The sequence below is a fragment of the Streptomyces rubrogriseus genome (assembly GCF_027947575.1).
Classification (GTDB): domain Bacteria; phylum Actinomycetota; class Actinomycetes; order Streptomycetales; family Streptomycetaceae; genus Streptomyces; species Streptomyces rubrogriseus.
The window spans coordinates 6,648,488-6,669,991 of the sequence record NZ_CP116256.1 but is presented as its reverse complement, the minus strand read 5'-3'; the positions used below and the strand labels follow the sequence as shown (position 1 = coordinate 6,669,991).

18 protein-coding genes and 1 riboswitch are annotated in these 21,504 nt (G+C 71.2%); of the genes, 10 read left to right on the top strand and 8 right to left on the bottom strand.

Annotation, left to right across the window (positions count from 1 at the left end; genetic code table 11):
- Positions 1-23: 23 nt before the first annotated feature.
- The 4 genes from tsf to Sru02f_RS29840 all read left to right on the top strand — a co-directional run bounded on the left by tsf (position 24) and on the right by Sru02f_RS29840 (position 3,741).
- On the top strand, positions 24-860 hold the full coding sequence (gene tsf, locus Sru02f_RS29855; protein WP_003973385.1) for a translation elongation factor Ts: 837 nt from the start codon (positions 24-26) through the stop codon (positions 858-860).
- 205 nt (positions 861-1,065) lie between these two features.
- A complete protein-coding gene (pyrH, locus tag Sru02f_RS29850) occupies positions 1,066-1,827 on the top strand; it encodes a UMP kinase (RefSeq protein WP_109036042.1) in 762 nt (253 codons plus the stop codon).
- Between the two features lie 178 nt (positions 1,828-2,005).
- Complete coding sequence (gene frr / locus Sru02f_RS29845) at positions 2,006-2,563, top strand: ribosome recycling factor (RefSeq protein ID WP_059300879.1); 558 nt, start codon at positions 2,006-2,008, stop codon at positions 2,561-2,563.
- Positions 2,563-3,741 (top strand): phosphatidate cytidylyltransferase, encoded by a 1,179-nt coding sequence (locus Sru02f_RS29840; protein WP_373103613.1) that lies wholly within the window; start codon positions 2,563-2,565, stop codon positions 3,739-3,741. Before frr ends, Sru02f_RS29840 begins: the two co-directional genes overlap by 1 nt.
- 126 nt (positions 3,742-3,867) lie before the next feature.
- On the opposite strand, the gene fxsT is transcribed toward Sru02f_RS29840, so the two are convergent.
- Positions 3,868-6,711, bottom strand: a complete 2,844-nt coding sequence (gene fxsT / locus Sru02f_RS29835; protein ID WP_109036038.1) for an FxSxx-COOH system tetratricopeptide repeat protein — start codon at positions 6,709-6,711, stop codon at positions 3,868-3,870.
- A 145-nt stretch (positions 6,712-6,856) separates the two neighbouring features.
- Between fxsT and rlmN the strand changes: the two genes are divergently transcribed.
- From rlmN to Sru02f_RS29810, 5 genes are all read left to right on the top strand, one after another.
- Positions 6,857-7,963, top strand: a complete 1,107-nt coding sequence (gene rlmN, locus Sru02f_RS29830) for a 23S rRNA (adenine(2503)-C(2))-methyltransferase RlmN (protein WP_104632532.1) — start codon at positions 6,857-6,859, stop codon at positions 7,961-7,963.
- Between the two features lie 68 nt (positions 7,964-8,031).
- Positions 8,032-8,137: riboswitch (TPP riboswitch) on the top strand.
- A 139-nt stretch (positions 8,138-8,276) separates the two neighbouring features.
- Positions 8,277-9,323, top strand: a complete 1,047-nt coding sequence (locus tag Sru02f_RS29825; RefSeq protein WP_167469832.1) for a thiamine ABC transporter substrate-binding protein — start codon at positions 8,277-8,279, stop codon at positions 9,321-9,323.
- A complete protein-coding gene (locus Sru02f_RS29820; RefSeq protein WP_373103610.1) occupies positions 9,299-11,005 on the top strand; it encodes an ABC transporter permease in 1,707 nt (568 codons plus the stop codon). The genes Sru02f_RS29825 and Sru02f_RS29820 overlap by 25 nt, the downstream gene beginning before the upstream one ends.
- Positions 11,006-11,007: 2 nt before the next feature.
- The gene (locus Sru02f_RS29815) at positions 11,008-12,054 is read left to right on the top strand and encodes an ABC transporter ATP-binding protein (RefSeq protein WP_109036032.1); all 1,047 of its coding nucleotides are present in this window, start codon (positions 11,008-11,010) and stop codon (positions 12,052-12,054) included.
- Positions 12,055-12,078: 24 nt separating this feature from the next.
- On the top strand, positions 12,079-12,879 hold the full coding sequence (locus Sru02f_RS29810; RefSeq protein WP_109036030.1) for a maleylpyruvate isomerase N-terminal domain-containing protein: 801 nt from the start codon (positions 12,079-12,081) through the stop codon (positions 12,877-12,879).
- Between the two features lie 61 nt (positions 12,880-12,940).
- On the opposite strand, the gene Sru02f_RS29805 is transcribed toward Sru02f_RS29810, so the two are convergent.
- The 7 genes from Sru02f_RS29805 to Sru02f_RS29775 form a co-directional block, all read right to left on the bottom strand.
- Complete coding sequence (locus tag Sru02f_RS29805) at positions 12,941-13,645, bottom strand: LAETG motif-containing sortase-dependent surface protein (protein WP_109036028.1); 705 nt, start codon at positions 13,643-13,645, stop codon at positions 12,941-12,943.
- 156 nt (positions 13,646-13,801) lie between these two features.
- Positions 13,802-14,986 (bottom strand): LOG family protein, encoded by a 1,185-nt coding sequence (locus Sru02f_RS29800; RefSeq protein ID WP_109036026.1) that lies wholly within the window; start codon positions 14,984-14,986, stop codon positions 13,802-13,804.
- A gap of 26 nt (positions 14,987-15,012) precedes the next feature.
- Positions 15,013-15,420: a VOC family protein gene (locus Sru02f_RS29795; protein ID WP_109036024.1), complete on the bottom strand. Its 408-nt coding sequence runs from the start codon at positions 15,418-15,420 to the stop codon at positions 15,013-15,015.
- 106 nt (positions 15,421-15,526) lie between these two features.
- A complete protein-coding gene (locus tag Sru02f_RS29790; RefSeq protein ID WP_109036022.1) occupies positions 15,527-16,948 on the bottom strand; it encodes a hypothetical protein in 1,422 nt (473 codons plus the stop codon).
- Complete coding sequence (locus Sru02f_RS29785; protein ID WP_109036020.1) at positions 16,930-17,706, bottom strand: ABC transporter ATP-binding protein; 777 nt, start codon at positions 17,704-17,706, stop codon at positions 16,930-16,932. The genes Sru02f_RS29790 and Sru02f_RS29785 overlap by 19 nt, the downstream gene beginning before the upstream one ends.
- A 205-nt stretch (positions 17,707-17,911) precedes the next feature.
- Complete coding sequence (locus Sru02f_RS29780) at positions 17,912-19,285, bottom strand: aspartate aminotransferase family protein (RefSeq protein WP_109036018.1); 1,374 nt, start codon at positions 19,283-19,285, stop codon at positions 17,912-17,914.
- A gap of 2 nt (positions 19,286-19,287) precedes the next feature.
- Complete coding sequence (locus Sru02f_RS29775; protein WP_007444925.1) at positions 19,288-19,803, bottom strand: Lrp/AsnC family transcriptional regulator; 516 nt, start codon at positions 19,801-19,803, stop codon at positions 19,288-19,290.
- Between the two features lie 165 nt (positions 19,804-19,968).
- Here Sru02f_RS29775 and Sru02f_RS29770 point away from each other — a divergent pair, with 165 nt between their 5' ends.
- A complete protein-coding gene (locus Sru02f_RS29770) occupies positions 19,969-21,408 on the top strand; it encodes a gamma-aminobutyraldehyde dehydrogenase (protein WP_109036016.1) in 1,440 nt (479 codons plus the stop codon).
- Positions 21,409-21,504 lie beyond the last annotated feature (96 nt).

Below are 21,504 nucleotides of genomic sequence, written 5' to 3'. Positions count from 1 at the left end.
ACTTCGAGAGAGATTCCGGAATCATGGCGAACTACACCGCCGCCGACGTCAAGAAGCTCCGCGAGCTCACCGGCGCCGGCATGATGGACTGCAAGAAGGCGCTGGACGAGGCCGAGGGCAACGTCGAGAAGGCCGTCGAGGCGCTCCGCATCAAGGGTCAGAAGGGCGTCGCCAAGCGCGAGGGCCGCTCTGCCGAGAACGGCGCCGTCGTCTCGATCATCGCCGACGACAACACCTCGGGTGTCCTCGTCGAGCTGAAGTGCGAGACGGACTTCGTCGCCAAGGGCGAGAAGTTCCAGAACGTCGCCACGGCCATCGCCGAGCACGTCGCCAAGGCCGCCCCGGCCGACCTCGAGGCCCTGCTGGCCTCCGAGATCGAGCCCGGCAAGACCGTCCAGGCGTACGTGGACGAGGCCAACGCCAACCTCGGCGAGAAGATCGTCCTGGACCGCTTCGCGCAGTTCTCCGGCGGCTTCGTGACCGCGTACATGCACCGCACGATGCCCGACCTGCCCCCGCAGATCGGTGTCCTCGTCGAGCTGGACAAGCCCAACGCCGAGATCGCCAAGGGCGTCGCCCAGCACATCGCCGCCTTCGCGCCGAAGTACCTCTCCAAGGAGGACGTCCCGGCCGAGGTCGTCGAGTCCGAGCGCCGCGTCGCCGAGGAGACCACCCGCGCCGAGGGCAAGCCCGAGGCCGCCCTGCCGAAGATCGTCGAGGGTCGCCTCAACGGCTTCTTCAAGGACGCCACCCTGCTCGGCCAGCCCTACGCCCTGGACAACAAGAAGTCCGTCCAGAAGGTGCTGGAAGAGGCCGGTGTCAGCCTGAAGCGCTTCTCGCGCATCAAGGTCGGCATCTGAGTCCGTACCGCGACGGACGCGCGACCCCGGTAGGGTCGACGCAAGTCGTCGGCGCCGTACGCGCATGCCGTGGCGCACGCGCGCGCGGCGGCGGACGACAGCAGATCTGACGAGGAGGCCATTGCCGCGTACGGGATGCGAAACACGCCCCCACCGGCAGTGGCCTTCTTCGTGTGTGTGACCCACGTAGAAGAGGCGAGACTCCATGAGCAGCACCAAGGCCGAGAAGAGTGACGACGGCAAAGTAAGCGGCCGCTTCATGCTGAAGCTGTCCGGAGAGGCGTTCTCCGGCGGTGGGGGCCTGGGCGTCGACCCCGACGTGGTGCACGCCATCGCCCGCGAGATCGCGGCCGTCGTCCGGGACGGCGCGCAGATCGCGATCGTCATCGGCGGCGGCAACTTCTTCCGCGGCGCCGAGCTGCAGGTGCGCGGCATGGACCGGGCCCGCTCCGACTACATGGGCATGCTCGGCACCGTGATGAACTGCCTGGCCCTCCAGGACTTCCTGGAGAAGGAGGGCGTCGACTGCCGCGTGCAGACCGCCATCACCATGGGCCAGGTCGCCGAGCCCTACATCCCGCTGCGCGCCGTGCGCCACCTGGAGAAGGGCCGTGTGGTCATCTTCGGCGCCGGTATGGGCATGCCCTACTTCTCCACCGACACCACCGCCGCCCAGCGCGCCCTCGAGATCGACGCCGAGGCGCTGCTCATGGGCAAGAACGGCGTGGACGGGGTCTACGACTCCGACCCCAAGACCAACCCGGACGCCGTGAAGTTCGACGCGCTCGGCTACGGCGATGTCATCACCCGCGACCTGAAGGTCGCCGATGCCACGGCCGTCACGCTCTGCCGCGACAACAGCCTCCCGATCGTGGTCTTCGAGCTGTTGAAGGAGGGCAATATCGCCCGCGCCGTCAAGGGTGAGAAGATCGGCACGCTTGTGGGTGACCAGGGCAGCCGGGACTGACCGGAGAACACCCCCCGTCCGCGGACGCCACCTGTCCGGGGGACGGACGGGACGGGGCCGGACCGGGGGATGGACAATGTTCCGCCGGTCGGGAACCGTGCAGGAAGAACGCGACGCAGCCGGCCGCCGCCCGCAGGGAACCGCAGCCGGGCCTACTCAAGACACGCAGGAGCAAGTGGTGATCGAAGAGACCCTCCTCGAGGCCGAGGAGAAGATGGAGAAGGCCGTCGTGGTCGCCAAGGAGGACTTCGCCGCGATCCGCACCGGCCGTGCGCACCCGGCGATGTTCAACAAGATCGTGGCCGACTACTACGGCGCGCCGACGCCGATCAACCAGCTGGCCTCGTTCTCCGTGCCCGAGCCGCGCATGGCCGTGGTGACCCCCTTCGACAAGACGGCCCTGCGCAACATCGAGCAGGCGATCCGCGACTCCGACCTGGGCGTCAACCCGAGCAACGACGGCAACATCATCCGGGTGGTGTTCCCCGAGCTGACCGAGGAGCGCCGCCGCGAGTACATCAAGGTCGCCAAGAGCAAGGGCGAGGACGCCAAGGTCTCGATCCGCTCCGTGCGCCGCAAGGCCAAGGACGCCATCGACAAGATGGTCAAGGACGGCGAGGTCGGCGAGGACGAGGGCCGCCGTGCGGAGAAGGAGCTCGACGACACCACCGCCAAGTACGTCGCACAGGTGGACGAGCTCCTGAAGCACAAGGAAGCGGAGCTGCTCGAGGTCTGATGAACGACTCTTCCTGGGGAGCGCCGCCACAAGCCGGGTACTGGGGGCCGTCCGACCAGGGACCCGTCCAGGGCGCCGGCCCGGCGGGTCCCGCGTACGATGCGCACTACGCGCAGCAGACTCGCCCCATGCCCATCGTGCCCGACGTACCCGAACACGGCGGAGACCAGGACGACGACCAGGGGACCGCTCGGCTGAGCGGTCCCTTGTTCCGGGACGAGCCGTTCCACGACCAGCCCCTTCGCGACGAGCCGTACCGCGATCAGAACCCGTCGGCGCAGCCGTATGCGGCGGTGCCGCAGAATCCGGAGCCCATGCCCGACGCCCCGCAGCCGGCGCAGTCCCAGCCGCCGCCGCAGAAGAAGAGCGCGGGGCGTGACCTGGGTGCGGCGATAGGGGTCGGCGTCGGACTCGGCGTGGTGATCATCGCGTCGTTGTTCGTCGTCAAGGCCGTCTTCGTCGGTGTGATCGCGGTCGCCGTCGTGGTGGGCCTGTGGGAGCTGACCTCGCGGCTTCAGGAGCGCAAGGGCATCAAGGCGCCCCTCGTACCGCTCGCGATCGGCGGCGGCGCGATGGTGGTCGCCGGATACGCGCGCGGCGCCGAGGGTGCGTGGGTCGCCATGGCCCTCACCGCGCTCGCGGTCCTGGTCTGGCGGATGACGGAGCCGCCGGAGGGTTACCTCAAGGACGTCACGGCAGGCCTCTTCGCCGCGTTCTACGTGCCGTTCCTGGCCACCTTCGTCGCCATGATGCTGGCGGCGGACGACGGTGCCTGGCGCGTCCTGGTCTTCCTGATACTGACGGTCGTCAGCGACACCGGGGCCTACGCCGTCGGCTGGCGCTTCGGCAGGAAGAAGCTCGCCCCCCGCATCAGCCCCGGCAAGACCCGCGAGGGCCTGCTGGGAGCGATCGCGTTCGCGATGGTGGCGGGTGCACTGTGCATGCAGTTCCTGATCGACGACGGCACCTGGTGGCAGGGCCTGCTGCTCGGCCTCGTGGTCGCCGTCAGCGCCACCCTGGGCGACCTCGGCGAGTCCATGATCAAGCGAGACCTCGGCATCAAGGACATGGGCACCCTCCTGCCGGGCCACGGCGGCATCATGGACCGCCTCGACTCCCTCCTCCCGACGGCACCGGTGGTGTGGCTGCTGCTGGTGATCTTCGTGGGGTCGGGGTGATCCGGTCGGCGATCCTCGCGGGGTCGGTCTGACCTGCTCGTTCTTCGAAGAGGGACCCGTTGCCCACCGGGCGGCGGGTCCCTCTTCGCATGTGCTCCGAGGTCTGCGCGACGCTCCCGCAACGGGTCACCTGCGCTTGCGTCGGAAGCGCGACTTCTTCTGGTGTTTCTGGGAGCCCAGCAATCGCTGGGCTTCGAACGGCCTTCCCAGTGCGGTCAGTGCGTTGGCGAGGCTTTGGGTGGCGTTGGCCGTGTCGGGGTGATTGTCGCCGAGGGTGCGGCGCTGGCGGTTGCGCACGTCTTCGAGAAGTTCTGCTGCTGCTCTGTACTGGCGCAGGTTGCACAGAGTGATGGCGTAGTTGTGGGCGGATCGGAGGGTGTCGGGGTGGTCGTGGCCGAGGGTGCGGCGGCGACGGATGAGGGTCTCTTCGATGATGCGGCGGGATTCCGCGTGCTCGCCCAAGTCGTGCAGGGCGCTGCCGAGGTCGTTGGCGGATTGAAGGGTGTCGGGGTGGTCGTGGCCGAGGGTGCGGCGGCGACGGATGAGGGTCTCTTCGATGATGCGGCGGGATTCCGCGTGCTCGCCCAAGTCGTGCAGGGTGACGGCGAGGCTGTGGGCGGATCGGAGGGTATGGGGGTGGTCGTCGCCAAGGGTGCGACGCATTCGGGCGAGAGTATCCCCCTTGATGCGGCGGGCTTCGGTGTGCTCGCCGAGGGTGTGCAGGACGGCGGCGAGGTTGTGGGCGGAGGCGAGGGTGTGGGGGTGGTTGTCGCCGAGGGTGCGGCGTCGGCGGGCGAGGGTGTCCTCGTCCATGCGGCGGGCTTCGGTGTGCTCGCCGAGGCTTTGCAGGGTGGCGGCGAGGTTGTGGGCGGATTGGAGGGTGTTGGGGTGGTTGTCGCCGAGGGTGCGGCGTCGGCGGGCGAGGGTGTCCTCGTCCATGCGGCGAGATTCGGCGTGCTCGCTCAGGTTGTGCAGGGCGCTGGCGAGGTCGTTGGCGGACTGGAGGGTGTCCGGGTGGTCGTCGCCGAGGGTGCGGCGTCGGCGGGTGAGGGTGTCCTCGATGATGCGACGGGCTTCCGCGTGCTCGCCGAGGTCGGCCGTGGCGTGGCCGAGGAACTGGGCGCTGGTGAGGGTGTCGGGGTGGTCCTCTCCCATGGTGGTGGCCCACGCGGTGTGGGCCGTGGCGGCGAGGTCGCGGGCGGTGCGCGTCTGGCCGCTTCTGATCAGGTAGTGGGCGGCGTCGAGGAGAGTCGGCCGCAGTTCGGGTTGCTCGGTGGGGGCGAGGTGGTGCGCCGTGAGGTGCGGAGTGAGAGCCGCCCAGCCGGGCCAGTTGTCCGGGCTTTGCGGGTCGCCGGGGTTGGCGGCGGACAGGAGGGCGGTGGCGTCCTTGCGCATGGCCGCGGATTGGTCCGGGAGGAACTGGTCGCGCAGGACGGCCTGGGTGAGGCGGTGGATCTGGAAGCTCTGGGGCTCGGTGCGGGCGAGGCCGTAACGGCTGAGGGGGCTCAGCGCCTCGTGGAGCCACATCGGGTCGTCCGGGGCGCCCGGGATCGTGGTCAGCCGGGGGCGAACGCTCTCCAGCCAGGTGTTCCGGATGGGCTCGGGGCCGAGGAGGGCAACGAGGCGGAGCAGCGCGACCGAGTCGGGGTGCCGGTCGGTGAGCCGGTCGACGGCGATGGTGACGGTGGCCGCCACCGGTGCGGGGTATCCGGGAGCGTCGCCCTTCTCCAGGATCTGGGTCGTGTTGGTGACGAGGAGCTGGTGGTAGAGGTCCAGGCTCACGCCGCCGTTGGCGATGACGCCGGCGGCCTGGGCGAGGGCGAGCGGGAGGTCGCCGAGGTCCGCGGCGAGGGTGTCGGCCTGCTCGTCGTCCATGCTGCCGGCCCGACCCTGGAGGTAAGTGAGGGAGTCGGTGCGGGTGAAGACGTTCAGGGGTGTGGCGCGGGCGGTGCCGGCCCAGTTCGGGTTGCGTGAGGTGATCAGGGTGTGGCCGGGGCCTTGGGCAAGCCAGGGCTCGACCTGGGCGGGATCCTCGGCGTTGTCCAGGATGAGCAGCCAGCGCTCGCGGGTGCCGAGGTGGGAGAGCAGGGCGCGGGCGTTGGCCTCGGCGCCGGCGTCGGGCTTGGCGAGCCCCAGGCGGTTGGCGAGTTCCGTGTAGTGGACGGGGATCTCGTCGGGCTGTTCGGCGTCGATCCACCACACCACGTCGTACTGGTCGGCGAAGCGGTGGGCGTATTCCAGGGCGAGCTGGGTCTTGCCGACCCCACCCATACCGTGCAGGGCTTGCGGTACGGCCTTGCTCTCCTTCAGCAGGCTTTCCCGCAGGCGGGCGATCTCCGTCTCGCGGCCGGCGAAGTCGGGGTTGCGCCGTCGCACGCCCCACACCCGGGGCTCCTCGGCGCTCCCGGGCAGGCGTGGCTTGCTCCGGCCCGCTGCGGGGACGGGAGCCGCGGCCGGGACGGTGCCCGCTGTCGGGACGGTGCCCGCTGTCGGGACGGTGCCCGCCGTCGGGAGGGCGCCCGCTGACGGGACGCTGCCGGGAAAGGGCGGGGGAGCGGAGGGACGGCTGCCGCTGTTGACGGCCTCGCGCAGGGCGGTCAGGGCCGCGGCTTCCTCCAGACCGTGCAGGTTCTTGCGCAGCTTGGCGGCCAGAACGCGGGGAAGGTCACTCGTGGTGAGGGGTTCCAGAGCGAGGGGGATGAGGCGGTCGCGGTGGGCGACGGCGGCGGTCCACTCCTCGGTGGTCCAGCGTTCGTCCTCGAAGTAGGACGTGGAGAACAGGGCGATCACCGCGTCGGCGCCTTCGAGCGCCTCGTCCATGCGCTGGACCAGGTTGTCCCCCGTGCGCCAGTCCCAGACGTCCAGGATGACCCGGTGGCCGGCCTGCTCCAGGTGCCAGCCGACCCACTCGGCCCAGGCCCGGTCGGTGCCCGCGTAGCTGATGAAGAACTGCTGGGCGTGATCGGTCACCCTTGCCCCCGTCCCCTAGGTGCCATGCGGGACCATGATTCCGCGTATGACCTGGGGCGGGTAGAGAAAGGGCGAAATCGCCGCCCGGAGCGGAAACCGGCGCCCCGCAGGGGCACCCCCGTGGATCTGCGACACTGGGAAGGCCATGCCTAAGCCCGGAGAACTCACATTCGTCGCGCCGCGCGGAGTCAAGAAGCCGCCGCGGCACCTTGCCGACCTCACGCCTGCCGAGCGCAAGGAGGCTGTCGCCGCGATCGGTGAGAAGCCGTTCCGTGCGAAGCAGCTCTCGCAGCACTACTTCGCGCGGTACGCGCACGCCCCCGAGCAGTGGACCGACATCCCCGCCGGTTCGCGCGAGGGGCTGCGGGAAGCGTTGCTGCCCGAGCTGATGACGGTCGTGCGGCACCTGTCGACCGACCAGGGGACCACGCGCAAGACGCTGTGGAAGCTGTTCGACGGGACGCTCGTCGAGTCGGTGCTCATGCGCTACCCGGACCGGGTGACCATGTGCATCAGCTCCCAGGCGGGCTGCGGGATGAACTGCCCGTTCTGCGCCACCGGCCAGGCCGGCCTGGACCGCAACCTGTCGACCGCCGAGATCGTGCACCAGATCGTGGACGGCATGCGGGCGCTCAGGGACGGCGAGGTCCCGGGAGGCCCCGCGCGGCTCAGCAACATCGTGTTCATGGGCATGGGCGAGCCCCTCGCCAACTACAACCGGGTCGTGGGCGCCATCCGCCGGCTCACCGACCCCGAGCCCGACGGGCTGGGGCTCTCCCAGCGCGGCATCACCGTCTCCACGGTCGGTCTCGTCCCCGCGATCCACCGCTTCACCGGCGAGGGCTTCAAGTGCCGCCTCGCCATCTCGCTGCACGCCCCCGACGACGAGCTGCGCGACACCCTCGTCCCCGTCAACACGCGGTGGAAGGTGCGCGAGGTGCTGGACGCCGGGTTCGAGTACGCGGCCAAGTCCGGGCGCCGGCTGTCCATCGAGTACGCCCTGATCCGCGACATCAACGACCAGGCCTGGCGCGGCGACCGGCTCGGGCGGCTGCTCAAGGGCAGGCCCGTGCACGTCAACCTGATCCCGCTCAACCCGACGCCCGGCTCCAAGTGGACCGCGTCCCGGCCCGAGGACGAGAAGGCGTTCGTGGAGGCGATCGCGGCGCACGGTGTGCCGGTGACGATCCGGGACACCCGGGGGCAGGAGATCGACGGGGCGTGTGGTCAGCTCGCCGCGAGCGAGCGGTAACCTGACCGGCGGAAGCATCAGTAGTACATCCAGTACGTCCAGTACGTCGTCATAGTCGTCACATCTTCATATTCCGACAGGGGAGCGCCACAGCGCTGAGAGTGCGGCACCGGCCGCAGACCCTCCGAACCTGGCCCAGGTCATTCTGGGTAGGGAGATCGGTCACCACTCGAGCTGTTGCGCCCTGCCCGGGACCCTCGCCAGGGGTTCCGGGCGGGGCCGCGTCTTCTCCTGGTCACCCAGGAGGAATTCAGTGAGCATCACCAAGAAGGGCATCACCAGGAAGGTCAGTGTCCTGGCCGTCGGGCTCGGCATGGTCGGCACGCTGGCCGCCTGCGGGTCCTCGTCCGACGACGGCGACGGCAGCGGCTCCGGCGGCTCCAAGACCGTGACGCTGGTCAGCCACGACTCGTGGGCCGTGTCGAAGGACGTGATCGCCGCCTTCGAGAAGAACTCCGGCTACAAGGTCAAGGTCCTGGAGGACGGCGACGCCGGACAGGCCGTCAACAAGGCCATCCTCACCAAGGACAACCCGCAGGGCGACGTCTTCTTCGGCGTCGACAACACCCTGCTCTCCCGCGCCCTCGACAACGGCCTGTTCCAGCCGTACGAGGCCAAGGGCTCCGATCTCGTCCTGCCCGAGTACCGGGCCGACCGGGACAAGCACCGGGTCACGCCCGTCGACACCGGCGACATCTGCGTCAACTACGACAAGGCGTACTTCGGCGAGCACGGGCTGACCCCGCCCAAGACCCTCGACGACCTGGTCAAGCCCGAGTACAAGGACCTGCTCGTCACCGAGAACGCGGGCAGTTCCTCGCCCGGCCTCGGCTTCCTGCTCGGCACCGCCGCCAAGTACGGCGACGGGGGCTGGGAGGGCTACTGGAAGAAGCTCAAGTCGAACGGCGTCAAGGTCGTCGACAGCTGGGAGCAGGCGTACAACGAGGAGTTCTCCGGCTCGGCCGGCGGCAAGAAGGCCAAGGGCGACCGTCCGCTCGTCGTGTCCTACGCCTCCTCTCCGCCCGTCGAGGTCGTCTACGCCGACCCGCAGCCGGACAGCGCCCCCACGGGCGTCGCCGACGGCACCTGCTTCCGGCAGGTCGAGTACGCGGGTCTGCTCAGCAACGCGAAGAACCCCGAGGGCGGCAAGGCGCTCCTCGACTTCATGCTGAGCAAGTCCTTCCAGGAGGACATGCCGCTGAACATGTTCGTCTACCCGGTCCTGAAGGGCGCGCAGGTCCCCGAGGTGTTCTCGAAGTTCGGGCCGCAGGCGAAGGACCCGCAGACCCTCGACCCGGCGAAGATCGCCGACAACCGCGACCAGTGGGTCAAGTCGTGGACCTCGCTCGTACTGAAGTGAGCCACGAAGGGACACAGCCGGTGAAGCAGGCGGTGCGGCCGGCCCGGACCGCCCGCGGGAGCGCGGCTCGGCTCGGCCTCATGGCCGTGCCCGTCGCGTTCTTCGCGCTGTTCTTCGCCTACCCCGTCGCCGCCATCGTCGCCCGCGGACTGAAGATCGACGGAGCCTGGCAGCTCGGGCGGATCGGGGACGTGCTCGCACAGTCGGACGTGCGGCACGTGCTGTGGTTCACCACCTGGCAGGCGCTGGCGTCCACCGGGCTCACGCTGCTCGTCGCGCTGCCCGGCGCGTACGTCTTCGCCCGCTTCGACTTCCCCGGCAAACAGGTCCTGCGGGCCGTGGTGACCGTGCCGTTCGTGCTGCCGACGGTCGTCGTCGGCACGGCGTTCCTGGCGCTGGTGGGGCGCGGCGGGCTGTTCGACGAGCTGTGGGGTCTGCGCCTGGACACCACGGTGTGGGCGATCCTGCTCGCGCACGTCTTCTTCAACTACGCCGTCGTCGTCCGCACCGTCGGCGGGCTGTGGTCGCAGCTCGACCCGCGGCAGGAGGAGGCCGCCCGGATGCTCGGCGCCTCACGGACACGGGCCTGGCGGCAGGTCACACTGCCCGCGCTGGCGCCCGCCGTGGCCGCCGCCGCGCTGATGGTCTTCCTGTTCACCTTCACCTCCTTCGGCGTCGTCCAGATCCTCGGCGGGCCCACCTTCTCCACCCTGGAGGTGGAGATCTACCGGCAGACCTCGCAGGTCTTCGACCTGTCCACGGCCGCCGTCCTGACGCTGGTCCAGTTCGCGGCGGTCGTCGCCGTCCTCGCCGTGCACGCCTGGACGGTGCGGCGGCGGGAGACGGCTCTGCGGCTCGTGGACGCGGCCACGACCGCGCGCCGGCCGCGCGGAGCCGGACAGTGGGCGCTGCTCGCCGGCGTCCTGGGCGTCATCGCCGTCCTGCTGGTGCTGCCGCTGGCGGTACTGGTCCAGCGGTCGCTGGGGGCGCCCGGCTTCGGCTACTACCGGGCGCTGACCCGCGAGGACGGCGGCGCCTTCCTCGTCCCGCCGATCGAGGCGATCGGCAACTCCCTCCAGTACGCCGTCGCCGCCACCGCCATCGCCGTGCTGATCGGCGCGCTGGCCGCGACCGCGCTCACCCGGCGCGACGCGGGCCGTTTCGTGCGCGGGTTCGACGCGCTGCTGATGCTGCCGCTCGGGGTGTCGGCCGTGACGGTCGGGTTCGGGTTCCTGATCGCGCTGGACGAACCGCCGCTGGACCTCAGGTCCTCCTGGATCCTGGTGCCGCTCGCCCAGGCGCTGGTGGGCGTCCCGTTCGTCGTACGGACCATGCTGCCGGTGCTGCGGGCGGTGGACGGACGGCTGCGGGAGGCGGCCGCGGTGCTGGGCGCCTCGCCGTGGCGGGTCTGGCGCGAGGTGGACCTGCCGATGGTGCGGCGGGCGCTGCTGGTGGCGGCCGGGTTCGCCTTCGCGGTGTCGCTGGGTGAGTTCGGCGCGACCGTCTTCATCGCACGGCCCGACAACCCGACGCTGCCGGTCGCCGTGGCGCGCCTGCTGGGCCGGCCCGGGGACATGAACTACGGCCAGGCGATGGCCCTTTCGACGATTCTGATGCTGGTGTGCGCCGTGGCCCTGGTGGTGCTGGAGCGGCTGCGGACCGACCGGAGCGGGGAGTTCTAGACATGCCGCCCAGCCTGTTGAGCCTGGAAGGCGCGACCGTCCGCTTCGGCGGGCGGGCCGTACTCGACGACGTCGGCCTGCGGGTCGCCGAGCACGAGGTGGTGTGCGTGCTCGGGCCCAGCGGCAGCGGCAAGTCGACGCTGCTGCGGGCGGTCGCCGGGCTCCAGCCGCTGGACGCCGGGCGGGTGACGCTGGACGGCCGGGACCAGTCCGGGGTGCCCGCGCACAAGCGCGAGGTCGGGCTGATGTTCCAGGACCACCAGCTGTTCCCGCAGCGGGACGTGGCCGGGAACATCGCCTTCGGGCCGCGGATGCGCGGCGCGTCCCGGGCCGAGCAGCAGGCCCGGGTGGCGGAGTTGCTGGAGCTGGTCGGGCTGCCGGGCGCCGCCCGCCGGTCCGTCGCCGCGCTCTCCGGCGGGGAGCAGCAGCGGGTGGCGCTGGCCCGCGCGCTCGCGCCCCGGCCGCGGCTGCTGATGCTGGACGAGCCGCTCGGCCAGCTGGACCGTTCGCTGCGGGAGCGCCTCGTGGTCGAACTGCGGGAGCTGTTCGGGCGGCTGGGCACCACGGTGCTCGCGGTGACGCACGACCAGGGCGAGGCGTTCGCGCTCGCCGACCGGGTCGTGGTGATGCGGGACGGGCGGATCGCCCAGTCGGGAACGCCCCTGGAGGTGTGGCAGCGGCCGGCGGACGCGTTCGTGGCCCGCTTCCTCGGCTTCGAGAACGTGGCCGAGGCGTCCGTCGCCGGACAGGCCGCGGACACCCCGTGGGGCAAGGTGCCGGTCCCCGAGGAGGCCCCGCAGGGCACCCGTACGGTGCTCGTGCGGCCGGCCGGCGTCCGCGTCGTCCCCGCCGACGAGGGCCTGCGCTGCACGGTCACGGCCCGCACCTTCCGCGGCACGCACGTCGCCGTGCACCTCCAGCCCGAGGACGCGCCCCGTCTGGAGGCGGCCTGCGCGCTGCGGGCGGCGCCGGAGGTCGGGGCCGTGGTGGGGGTCGATTTCGACGTGGCGGAAGTCGTCGTGCTCGGCCGATCGGGCGTTCCCGGATGATCACCGCGCTCGTAGGGTGACGGCATGACACTCCTCGCACACGACCGGTACTGCGACGAAATCGTTCACCAGGTGGGCAGGCTCCGGGCCGTGGTCACCTCCGGTGCGGAGCTGACCGCCACCGTGCCGACCTGTCCGGACTGGACCCTGGAGGATCTGGTGCGGCACGTGGGCCGGGCCCTGCGCTGGACGGGGCTGATCGTCGGTACCCGCGCCGAGCAGGACGTGCCGGTGGACCGGGCGCCCGGGGCCGAGGGGCCGGCGGCGAGCGGGGACGCGGCGGCGCTGGACGCGTGGCTGGCGGAGTCCGGCGAGGTCGTCGTCGGCGCGCTGCGGGAGGCCGGTCCGGACGCGCGCGCGTGGTCGTGGGCCGGTGTCGACACGACGGGGTTCTGGGCGCGGCGGATGACCCACGAACTCGTCGTCCACGGCGCCGACGCGGCACTCGCGGCGGGCCTGCCCCACCGGGCGGTCGCGCCCGAGGTGGCGGCCGACGCGATCGACGAGTGGCTGGACATCGTGCGGTTCGTGCAGCGGGCCCTGCCCGGCGCCGCGGCGAACGAGCTGCGGGCCCCCGGCAGCAGCATCCACCTGCACGCGACCGACGCCCCGGCCGAGCTGAACGCCGAGTGGCTCGTCGAGCTGCCCGAGGACGGCATCGCCTGGCGCCGCGGGCACGAGAAGGCGACGGTGGCGCTGCGCGGCCCGCTCACGGACGTGCTGCTGGCCTTCTACGGCCGGCTGCCGCTGGACGCTCCGGGGCTCGAGGTGCTCGGCGACCGCAAGCTGCTCGAACTCTGGCTGGAGAAGGCGACGTTCGGCTGACACGACGGTGGCCCGCCCCGGAACGGGACGGGCCACCGCCGTGAACGGGTCGGCGCGGGCGTCAGCTGTTGCTGTTCGCTCCGCGACGGCGCAGGCCGAAGAAGACGGCGCCACCACCGACGACGACCAGTGCCGCCGCGATACCGGCGATCATGCCGGTGTTGGAGTTGGCACCGGTCTCGGCGAGGTTGGAGTCACCGGCCGCCGGGGACGGGGCGTTGTCGTTCGGCACGGCCGCCGGGGCGGTGCTCTCCGACTGCGACGGCGCGGGGGCCGACGTGGACGGCTCGGGAGCCGGGGACTCCGTCTCGTCGGACGGGGTCGAGGAGCTCTCCGACGGGGTCGGGGTCGGGGTGTCCTCGGTCTTGCAGGGGGTCGACGGAGTCGTCACGTCCGGCTTGATGAACTCGTCGACGTACCGGTCGGCCTTGACGTGGACGCGGTACTCCGTGTTCGGCTTCCAGTCCACGGCGAAGGAGACGGTGGTGCCCTCCTTGGAGCCCTTGACCGTCTCCTGACCGACCTGCTCGCCGGTGCTCTTCAGGGAGACGGTGACGGTGGCCGGGATGCCGGCCGGGTCCACGTCGGTGACGGTGATGACACCGTTGTCGCCGTCGCACTTGGCTTCGGCGGAGAACTCGCTGATGTTGCACGCGAGGGCGTTGCCTGAGGCGCTGAGCGCCAGGGCCGCGGAGGCGGCGACGACGCCGAGGGCGCGGACGCCGCGGCGCGATGCCGTGCGGCTGATTATGGACAGGACTGCCACGTTTGTCCTTTACGGGAGCGCGGATGCGGGGGGTGAAGAGGGTGCCGACGCTCGATGACGCGGCATCAGCACACCCATGAGCCTCACTGGTCTATAAGCGGGGCGTAAGAAGTGTCAACGCATATGCCTGTCGGGGACGTTGACTTTGCCGTCTTATTAACCGCCGACACGTTTCAGTGCCTCGGGAGCCTCATCGATCCGGCCAACAAGGGCGATTCGGGACTCCATCGTCCGCCCCTTCGCGAGTGACCGCAGCAGCGGCCAGGCCGGCAGGGTCTCGGTCCAGTGCTCCCGGTCCACGAGCACCATCGGCGTGGGCTCGCCGCGCGACTCGTAGTAGTTCGGCGTCGCGTTGTCGAAGATCTCCTGCAAGGTGCCGGCCGCACCCGGCAGGAACACCACGCCCGCCGTGGAGCGGGCCAGCAGACCGTCCTCGCGGGTGGCGTTGGCGAAGTACTTCGCGATGTGCGCGGCGAAGGCGTTGGGCGGCTCGTGGCCGTAGAACCAGGTCGGGATGCCGATCGAGGCGCCGCCGCCGGGCCAGCGCTCGCGCACCTCGAACGCGGACCGGGCCCAGTCGGCGATCGACGGCGCGAACGACGGCACCTTGGCGAGCAGCATCAGGGCCTCGTCCAGCATCCCGTCGTCGAACGGGGCGGCGTACGCGCCGAGGTTCGCCGCCTCCATCGCGCCCGGACCGCCGCCCGTGGCCACCGTGAGCCCGGCGCGGGCCAGCTCACGGCCCAGCCGGGCGGCGCCCGCGTACTCCGCGGTGCCGCGGGCCATGGCGTGACCGCCCATGACGCCCACCACCCGGCTGCCGACGACGAGTTCGTCCAGCGCGTCCGACAGGGCGTCGTCGTGGATGGCGCGCAGCATGGAGGCGAAGACGTCGCCGTCGGACCTGGTCTGCTGGAACCAGTCGTAGGCCAGGGCGTCCGGTGTCGCCTCGTAGCCCTCGCCGAGGCCGGCGTACAACTCGTCGGGGGAGTAGACCCGCCCCCGGTAGGGGTCGAAGGGGAGACCCGGTATCGGTGGGAAGACCAGGGCGCCGGCGGCGCGCACCTTGGCGGCGGCGCCGGGCTCCATCGGGCAGCCGAGGAAGACGGCGCCGGTGGGGTCGGCCGCGAGCAGGGCGTCCGTACGGCCCGTCAGGTCGACGGCCTGGACGCGGTGATGGGCGAGGGAGCCCGGCGACGAGACGATCCGGTCGAACTCGTCGAGGCTCTCGATCTCCCGGTCGTGGGAGGCGTGGTGGGACTGGAACCGGGACAGGGACGGCGACCCGTGCGGTGATCGGGCCCTGCGCTGGGCGGGTGTCTGATCGGGTGTCTGATCCACCCGCCCATGCTAGGCACGCGTCCGGATCAGCCCTGGACCGCCGCCGGGTCCATCCACGCGACCTCGAAGGTGTGGCCGTCGAGGTCGTCGAAGGCCCGGCCGTACATGAAGCCGTGGTCCTGGGTCTCGCCGGAGACCGAGCCGCCGGCCGCGACCGCCTTCTCGACCAGCTCGTCGACCTTCTCGCGGCTCTCGGCGCTCAGCGCGATCAGCACCTCGCTGGTCTTCGTCGAGTCCGCGATCTCCTTCTTGGTGAACTCGCGGTACTTCTGGGGCGTGTGCACCATCACGATGATGGTGTCGCTCACCGGGAACGAGGCGGTGCTGTCGTCGCTGAACTGGGCGTTCATCTCCCATCCCAGTCCGGCGAAGAACTTCTTCGCGGCGGCGAGGTCGTTGGTGGCCAGGTTCACGAAGATCATCTGCTGGTACATGGGGCCTCTCCCGGGTTCGTATGCCGTGCCGTTCGAAGAGGTAGACGCGAGGCTGCTCCGGAACTCATCGCCGTCGCGCGGACTTTCTCGAAAAAGTTTCCGCCGGTCAGTGACCCAGCGGCAGCGCCGCCAGCACCGCGACGATCAGGACCAGCGGACCGAACAGGACGAGCAGGGCGGCGGCGCGTACCGCGGCGGCGGCGCGCAGGGTCGCCGGGGGCGCGCCGAGTCGCAGCAGGGCGTCCGTGGTGTCGGCCCTGGCGTCCCTGGCCTCGACGGCCGCGGTGAGCAGGGTGGCCACCGTGCAACCGGCCACCAGGAGGGCGCCCAGGGTACTGAGCGGGCCGAAGGCCGGTCCGTCCCCGTCGTACACCGTCGTGGCCACGTAGGCCGCGGCGGCGACGGCGGCCACGACGCCGAGGGGGCGGCCGACACGCTGCGACTCCTCCATGAGGACGCGGCCGGCCAGGAGGCGCAGGGCGCCGGGGCGGGCCGCCTGGAGCAGGCGGCCGCACAGGTGGGTGAGGCCGGGTCCGGCCAGGGCGAGGCCCAGGGCGGTGAGCGCCCAGCCGATCAGGACGCCGGCGGAGGGGGCGGTGCCGGGGGCGGGGGCGCCGGCCGCGTTGCCGGTGTAGGTCTCGACGGTGAGGCCCGCGGTGAGTACGGCGATGCCCCAGGGGAGGGCGGTGGTGGTCTGGGGGCGGGGGGTCGGCTCGGGGTGTGCGTCGGGGGTGGTGTCCGGTGTCTGCGGGGTGGCGTCCGCCGGGGGAGCGGATTCCAGCGTCTGCGTGGCGCCGTCCGTCGGGGCCTGGGGGTGGGGACCACTCGCCTGCGTTTGCAGGGCGCCGCCTGCGCCCACCCGTGCCGCCCCAGCGGCACGACTGCCCGCAGCACCGGCTACAGCCGTGCGGGCGCCGAAGCGGCCGTAGGCGCCGAAGGTTTCGCGGGCCTTGCCCCAGCCGTACGCGCCGAAGCGGCCGTAACCGCGGGGTGCGGTGGCCCGGGCGGGCCGGGGGTCGCGGGGCCGCAGCGTGTGCGCCACGGCCGCCGAGGCGAGGGCCGGTACGAGGACCAGCAGGGTCAGGACGGCGGGGGCGGGGAGGGACTGGCCGACGGCCAGGGCGTCGGCCGCGACGCGGTCGGAGGGCGGGCGGCCGGTCAGGCTGCCGCGCAGGTACAGGAAGGCGAGCAGGGCCGCCACCGAACCGAGCGCGGCGGACAGGGCCGTGGTCGTCGCCGAGACGGCCATCAGCCGGCCCGGCCCCAGCCCGATCGCCGACAGGCCCGAGCGGGGCCGGGTGCCGGGATCGGTGCGGGCCACGGCGACCGCGAGGTACACCGCCGCGACCAGCGGCGCCGCGCACCAGGCCAGCCGGAGCGCGGAGGCGCCGGGCGCGTCGGGGTGGCTCAGCGCGTGGCCGAGGGCGCACAGCAGCAGGAAGCCCGTGCCCGCCGAGGACAGCGCGACCAGCAGGCGGCGCAGGTGGACGGCGAGGTGGGCGGTGCGGGTCAGGCGGAGAGCGAGCACGCCGCCCGGCCTTCCGTTCCGGGAGTCCCGGTGGCACCCGTGGCCACCGTGGTCTCGGCGAGCGGCGGCAGGTGCACGGTCCGTACCCGCCGTCCGTCCAGGAGCGCCACCGTGCGGTCCGCCAGGGCGGCGGTCTGCGCGTCGTGCGTGGCGAGCAGGACGGTGATGCCGTGCGAGCGGGCCGCCGTGGTGAGCGTCCGCAGGACGTGGGCGCGGTCGGCGCGGTGCAGGGGGGCCGTCGGTTCGTCGGCGAAGAGCACCGCCGGGGTGACGGCGAGGGCGCGGGCGATGCAGACGCGCTGCCGCTCGGCCTGCTGGAGTTCGTGCGGGCGCCTGCGCGCCTTGCCGCCGACGTCGAGGCGGTCCAGCCACTCCAGGGCGGCGGTCTTGGCCCGGCGCCGGCCGGTGCCGCGCAGCATGAGGGGGAGAGCGGCGTTCTCCCAGGCGTTCAGCTCCGGGACGAGCGCCGGGGCGGGGTCGATCCAGCCGAAGCGGTCGCGGCGCAGCCGTTCGCGGCCGAGCGGGCCCATGGTGTGCACCGGCACGCTGTTGAACCACACCTCGCCGTCCTGCGGTTTGACCAGTCCGGACAGGCACCGCAGCAGGGTGGTCTTGCCGCTGCCGCGCGGGCCGCTCACGGCGAGGATCTCGCCCTCGCGCACGCCGAGCGACACTCCCTGCAGCGCGGGGGAGCCGTCGTGGTGCTGGAAGTGCAGGGCGCGGGCCCAGAGCACGTCGTTGTCCGGCGGGGCCTCCATGGGCGTACACCTCGGTTCTGATCCGTATTTCCCCGGTCGTGTCGTCCCCCTTCCGGGGGAACGAAGACGGGGCCGATCGGTCACTGGGCACCGTAAGGAGTCGCCGTGGAGGAAGCCGGACAGCACGCGGCCCCGGGGCGCCGTTCTCACTCGAACGGACCGCACCGGGGCCGGTGATGATCACCTCAGCGGATCATCGGGACGATCAGAGCTTCGTCCACGCCTCGGTCAGCGTGGCGCGCAGGATCTGCTCGATCTCGTCGAAGGTCTCCTGGTTGGAGATCAGCGGCGGGGCGAGCTGGATGACCGGGTCGCCGCGGTCGTCGGCACGGCAGTACAGGCCGTTCTCGAAGAGCTTCTTGGAGAGGAAGCCGTACAGGACGCGCTCGGTCTCCTCCTCGTTGAAGGACTCCTTGGTGGCCTTGTCCTTGACCAGCTCGATGCCGTAGAAGAAGCCGTTGCCGCGGACGTCGCCGACGATCGGCAGGTCGTGCAGCTTCTCCAGGGTGGCGCGGAAGGCGCCCTCGTTGTCCAGCACGTGCTGGTTGAGGCCCTCGCGCTCGAAGAGGTCGAGGTTGGCGATGCCGACCGCGGCGGAGACCGGGTGGCCGCCGAAGGTGTAGCCGTGCAGGAAGGTGTTGTCGCCCTTGTAGAAGGGCTCGGCCAGGCGGTCGGAGATGACGCAGGCGCCGATCGGGGAGTAGCCCGAGGTCATGCCCTTGGCGCAGGTGATCATGTCCGGGACGTAGCCGAACTTGTCGCAGGCGAAGGTGGTGCCCAGGCGGCCGAAGGCGCAGATGACCTCGTCCGAGACGAGCAGCACGTCGTACTGGTCGCAGATCTCGCGCACCCGCTGGAAGTACCCGGGCGGGGGCGGGAAGCAGCCGCCCGCGTTCTGCACCGGCTCCAGGAAGACCGCTGCGACCGTCTCCGGGCCCTCGAAGAGGATCTGCTGCTCGATCTGGTCGGCGGCCCAGCGGCCGTAGGCCTCGGGGTCGTCGCCGTGGATCGGGGCGCGGTAGATGTTGGTGTTGGGCACCTTGTGCGCGCCGGGGACCAGCGGCTCGAAGGGGGCCTTCAGGGCGGGCAGGCCGGTGATGGACAGGGCGCCCTGGGGGGTGCCGTGGTAGGCCACCGCGCGGGAGATCACCTTGTACTTGGTGGGCTTGCCGGTCAGCTTGAAGTACTGCTTGGCGAGCTTCCAGGCGGTCTCCACCGCCTCGCCGCCGCCGGTGGTGAAGAAGACCTTGTTGAGGTCGCCGGGAGCCTCGTTCGCCAGCCGCTCGGCCAGCTCGACGGCCTTGGGGTGGGCGTAGGACCAGACCGGGAAGAAGGCCAGCTCCTGCGCCTGCTTGGCGGCGGCCTCGGCCAGCTCCGTGCGGCCGTGTCCGGCCTGGACCACGAACAGACCGGCGAGACCGTCGAGGTAGCGCTTGCCCTTGTCGTCGTAGATGTGGGTGCCCTCACCGCGGACGATGGTGGGGACGGGGGCGTTCTCGTACGACGACATGCGGGTGAAGTGCATCCACAGGTGGTCGTACGCGGTCTTGCTGAGGTCCTTGGGGCTGTCGGTGCTCACGATTATCGGGTTCCCCACATATAGGTCTGCTTCTTGAGCTTGAGGTAGACGAAGCTCTCGGTGGAGCGCACGCCGGGCACGGCCCGGATGCGTCGGTTGATGACCTCCAGCAGGTGGTCGTCGTCCTCGCAGACGACCTCCACCATCAGGTCGAACGAGCCGGCGGTCATCACCACGTACTCGCACTCGGACATGGCCGACAGCGCCTCGGCCACCGACTCCACGTCGCCCTCGACGTTGACACCGACCATCGCCTGGCGCCGGAAGCCCACCGTGAGCGGGTCCGTGACGGCGACGATCTGCATCACGCCCTGGTCGAGCAGCTTCTGGACGCGCTGGCGCACGGCCGCCTCCGACAGGCCCACGGCCTTGCCGATGGCGGCGTACGGCCGGCGGCCGTCCTCCTGGAGCTGCTCGATGATGGCGAGGGAGACGGCGTCCAACTGGGGACCGCCGTTCCGGGACTCGCGGGAGTCCTTCTGGTCTGCGCTTCGACTGGCCACGGCTTCACTGTGCACGACGTATCGACAGTTTCGCAAGGCCGGATCGATGAAATTCGTTGTTTGACTCGCTTCAATCTGCGGATATCGCAACCCTGAGGGCGGTGGGGGTGTTGAAAACGTCGGGACTCCGTCTAGGGTGGGTGTCTCAGTTACTGGACACCCGAACTTGGAGGGCCGGCAGTGAGCACCGAGCTGCGTCGTCTGCGCAATTACATCGACGGTGAGTTCCGGGACGCCGCCGACGGACGGACCACGGAAGTGGTCAACCCCGCCACGGGCGAGGCGTACGCGACCGCCCCCCTGTCCGGGCAGGCGGACGTGGACGCCGCGATGGCGGCCGCCGCGGCCGCCTTCCCGGCCTGGCGGGACCTGGTCCCGGCCGAGCGGCAGAAGGCCCTGCTGAAGATCGCGGACGCGTTCGAGGAGCGGGCCGAGGAGCTGATCGCGGCCGAGGTGGAGAACACGGGCAAGCCGATCGGGCTCACCCGTTCCGAGGAGATCCCGCCGATGGTCGACCAGATCCGCTTCTTCGCGGGCGCGGCGCGGATGCTCGAAGGACGCGGCGCCGGCGAGTACATGGAGGGGCTGACCTCCTTCGTGCGCCGCGAGCCCATCGGCGTCTGCGCGCAGGTCGCGCCGTGGAACTACCCGATGATGATGGCCGTGTGGAAGTTCGCCCCGGCCCTCGCCGCGGGCAACACCGTCGTCCTCAAGCCCTCCGACACCACCCCCGCCTCCACGGCCCTGATGGCCGACATCATCGGCTCGATCGTGCCCAAGGGCGTCTTCAACGTCGTCTGCGGCGACCGCGACACCGGCCGCCTGATGGTCGAGCACGAGACCCCGGCGATGGCCTCCATCACCGGCTCCGTGCGGGCCGGCATGTCGGTCGCCGAGTCGGCGTCGAAGGACCTCAAGCGGGTCCACCTGGAGCTGGGCGGCAAGGCGCCGGTCGTCGTCTTCGAGGACACCGACATCCCCAAGGCGGTCGAGGGCATCTCGGAGGCGGGCTACTTCAACGCCGGGCAGGACTGCACGGCGGCCACCCGCGTGCTGGTCCACGAGTCGGTCCACGACGAGTTCGTCAGCGCGCTCGCCAAGGCCGCGTCCGAGATCAAGACCGGGCAGCCGGACGACGAGGACGTGCTCTACGGCCCGCTGAACAACCCGAACCAGCTCAAGCAGGTCTCCGGGTTCATCGAGCGGCTGCCCGCGCACGCCAAGGTCGAGGCGGGCGGCCACCGGGTGGGCGACAAGGGCTACTTCTACGCCCCGACCGTCGTCTCCGGCCTCAAGCAGGACGACGAGATCATCCAGCAGGAGGTCTTCGGCCCGGTCATCACCGTCCAGTCCTTCCGCGACGAGGACCAGGCCGTCGAGTGGGCCAACGGCGTCGAGTACGCGCTGGCCTCCTCGGTGTGGACCAAGGACCACGGCCGCGCGATGCGGATGTCCAAGAGGCTGGACTTCGGCTGCGTGTGGATCAACACCCACATCCCGCTGGTCGCCGAGATGCCGCACGGCGGCTTCAAGAAGTCCGGCTACGGCAAGGACCTGTCGGGCTACGGCTTCGAGGACTACACGCGGATCAAGCACGTGATGACGTCGCTGGACATGTGACCCCACGCGGTCTGCGCGGCCCCGGACGGACCTCCCCGGTCTCCGTCCGGGGCCGCGGCGCGTGGGTACCGGGGACGTGAACTGCCCGCGCTCGAC